Raw genomic sequence first — 300 nt, 5'->3', positions numbered from 1 at the left:
ATAGAACGTCCTTGCAATTTCTCTATTATCAAATTGAAAGCTTTATCATCAAGTAATTTTGTTTTCTTAGTATCTTCCAAGCAACCATCTTCACTGTTTTCAGCCTCAAACATTCGCATTTTTTCTATTGCTTGTTCCTTTGGGCATGCAAATATGTCCAACACCAAATATACATGTGTCAAATCAGGCGGGTACTCAGGAATAACCATAATAGGCACGGCAGCTACTCCATGAATACTTTTCAGATTTGTTGACTATCCCCCGGAATACCTTTATGTTCCAATCCGATCAACGGAACCG

The 300-nt window shown here is 38.3% G+C and carries 1 pseudogene; it reads right to left on the bottom strand.

Features of this window, described 5'->3' with window-relative positions:
• A pseudogene (locus tag B3W37_RS11780) lies at positions 1-218 on the bottom strand (hypothetical protein); the annotation flags it as partial.
• Positions 219-300: the final 82 nt, after the last annotated feature.

The organism is Syntrophomonas sp. UBA5494 (assembly GCF_002426325.1).
The sequence above is the reverse complement of the archived record's forward strand: the minus strand, read 5'-3'. Positions and strand labels throughout refer to the sequence as shown.